This is a genomic window from Flavobacterium sp. (assembly GCF_044368625.1).
Classification (GTDB): domain Bacteria; phylum Bacteroidota; class Bacteroidia; order Flavobacteriales; family Flavobacteriaceae; genus Flavobacterium.
The window spans coordinates 1-2,780 of sequence record NZ_JBIPPD010000314.1 but is presented as its reverse complement, the minus strand read 5'-3'; the positions used below and the strand labels follow the sequence as shown (position 1 = coordinate 2,780).

At 31.8% G+C, this 2,780-nt stretch carries 2 protein-coding genes; both read left to right on the top strand.

The features are described from left to right. Positions 1-136 precede the first annotated feature (136 nt). Complete coding sequence (locus tag ACIQ2X_RS15490; RefSeq protein ID WP_396179872.1) at positions 137-1,264, top strand: hypothetical protein; 1,128 nt, start codon at positions 137-139, stop codon at positions 1,262-1,264. Further along, a complete protein-coding gene (locus tag ACIQ2X_RS15485) occupies positions 1,254-2,594 on the top strand; it encodes a glycosyltransferase family 2 protein (RefSeq protein ID WP_396179871.1) in 1,341 nt (446 codons plus the stop codon). Before ACIQ2X_RS15490 ends, ACIQ2X_RS15485 begins: the two co-directional genes overlap by 11 nt. The last annotated feature ends 186 nt before the right edge of the window (positions 2,595-2,780 follow it).

The following is a 2,780-nucleotide window of genomic DNA, read 5'->3' as shown; positions in this document are numbered from 1 at the left end:
CAGAGAAACGGTTATTTATTTACCCCTATTAATTTATTTAGAAATTACTATAAAAGTAAAGCATTCAAAATTTTAATAAGCTATTGGAAAGCAAAAATTATCTACTTTTCTAATCAAAAATTAAGCAAACTAAAACATGACGTTTGAAAAAGAATATGTCAGTAAAATTTTGGATCAGGCTAAGAAATTTAGCCCGTCGTATTCAGTTATTGCCGACAATGAAATGCAATACTCAAATTTCTATAAAGTTTTCGTGTCCGTTAAAGATGTTGTTAGCCTTATTTTTCGACTGATTTTCAACCGCTTTACAAAATTCAGTTTTATCTACACTGGCATAGGTTTGTATAAACAAGTTGGCGACCAGTTTCATGACCGTATTCTAGACACCAGTTCGATAGAAAATGTAATTTATATAAATAGGAGTAAGGATACAATTATGGATCAAGTGAGCGGATTTAAAGTGTACAATATTGGTGGAATGGTAAAGGGACTTAGCGGTTTGCTAAAATTTACAGGAAGAAAGGAGTTCAATGTATATTTCAGTTATAAATTAATCAATGACTTCATCCTTGGTTTTGCAAACAAGCCGGATATCTATTCACCTCTTTTTTACAATTTAAATGGCTTGTCGTTGGTTTTTTCAAAACATAGAAAAAATTTCAAACTCATTGAAGTACAGCACGGAAGTATGATAAATTTTCCAACATACAGTACGCCTTCAACCTTAAAAATTGCGGATGTTTTTTTTGTAAAAAACCAAGAAACAATAGCGTACTTAAAACAGCATTTGAACCAAAATTTTAGCGATATCCAATACGAATTATTGGCTTATCCAAAATCAAATACCGTTTTTAAAGAGGGCAAATACATTTTATATGCTTCGACAGTAGAGTTCAGTGGCATTCATCCTGTTTTTTTAGATTATTTAACTCAAATACGTAAGACTGAAAATGTAACTGTTTTTATAAGATTGCATCCTCGAGAAAAAAACAAAATCGATTTTTTTAAAAATCAAGTAAAAAATGTTGAAGCAAAAATTATTTTTGACGAATCAAAAAACTGGTTGGAATCCAATACAATTAAAAACTTAATCGTAGTTTCACCTTGGAGTTCGGTTATTGAGGATGCTGCCGACAATAAGTATAAAGCAATTATTATAGACGAATTGGGCAAAAAACGTTTCGAGTATCTTATTGATCATAAAAATGTAATTTACGCAAATGATGTCACCCAACTTTTAGAAGCAATACATCATGATATTTAACCATCTAAAATACATCAGACCCATTTGGTATTACAACTTAAAACCAAAAAAAGATGATGGTTATTTTCCAACAGAAGAACAGTTGAACCAAGCAGGTATTTTTTTAGAAAAAGACCTGAATTATAAAAGTCCCAAAGCCCAACTACACGATTTAAGTTGGACAGCGTTCCAATCGGGATTTATTTCCAATAAAGAACAAAACGGAATTGATGTTTGGCAAAAAAACACATTTCCACCTCAAGACGAATACCGATTTTTACGAAAAAACATCCACCAAGCTTGGGTTTTTTATGTATTGCTGCTTCGAATCATGACGTTTAATAATCCGTTTAAAGAAATTTACGCCTATTTAAAAACCAGTACAGTAAAACGGGTAGATTATTCCAAACAAGTGATTCAACCTGTAGGTTACGAAAAATTTGAGAGTCAATTGGTTGCTTCAAATCCGTTGGTTTCCGTAATAATTCCAACGCTAAACCGGTACCCGTATTTAACAGCCGTCTTGAAGGATTTAGAATTGCAAACCTATAAAAATTTTGAAGTCATCATTGTCGATCAATCTGAAGACTTCAACCCTCAATTTTATGAAGGCTGGAATCTGGATATCAAGTTTTGGTTTCAAGAAGAAAAAGCATTGTGTAAAGCCAGAAACGAAGCGATTCAATCGGCAAAGGGCAATTATATACTTATGTCTGAAGATGACATTAGAGTTCCAACTGATTTAATTCACAATCATTTAAAAGCAGTTGATTTTTTCAAAGCAGATGCCTCTTGTGGCGTGTTTTTCCCAGAAGGAAGTACCATTCCAAGAGCACGAAACTATTTTAAGTACAGCGAACAATTTGCCACAGGAAACGCTTTACTCAAAAAAGAACTTTTCGCTCAAGTAGGCTTGTTCGATCGTCAATTTGAACGACAACGAGGTGAAGATGGAGAGTTTGGACTACGACTTTATATAAACGGCTTTAAATTAATTTCCAATCCTTTGGCGTATTGTCTTGACATAAAAGCACCCGAAGGTGGATTGAGAATTGCAGGTGGGAGTTGGGATTCCATAAGGCCTAAAAAGTTTTTTGCTCCAAGACCTGTTCCAAGTATGTTGTATTTTTATAGAAAATATTTTAGTCCTAAAAAAGCATTATATGAAGGAATTCGTACTGCTTTTTTTTCTTATATTCCTTATAAATATAAGCAAAATAACAAAATAAGAGTTTGTTATTTAATTGTTACAACCTTATTTTTTATTCCATTTTTGTTGTTTTCTTTTTTGAAAAGTTGGAGAGCAGCGAGTGCAATGCTAAAATATGATTCTAAAATTGAATATTTATAGAAATCAGTTATGTCTTACTTAATTACTACTAGAGCCCTAGAAAAAGTTGATTTTAAAATCAATAATTTTTTTGTTAGAAACAATTCTGAGCATATTGTTATTGATTTTGAACCAAATCAACTGATTTTGATTGACGGGTTTGTTTATGATTTAATCTTAAAGAAAAAGTTATCGACTTTAGAGATA

Coding starts and splice junctions, on each gene's coding strand:
- ACIQ2X_RS15490 (WP_396179872.1), top strand. CDS start 137: ATGACGTTTGAAAAAGAATATGTCAGTAAAATTTTGGATCAGGCTAAG.
- ACIQ2X_RS15485 (WP_396179871.1), top strand. CDS start 1,254: ATGATATTTAACCATCTAAAATACATCAGACCCATTTGGTATTACAAC.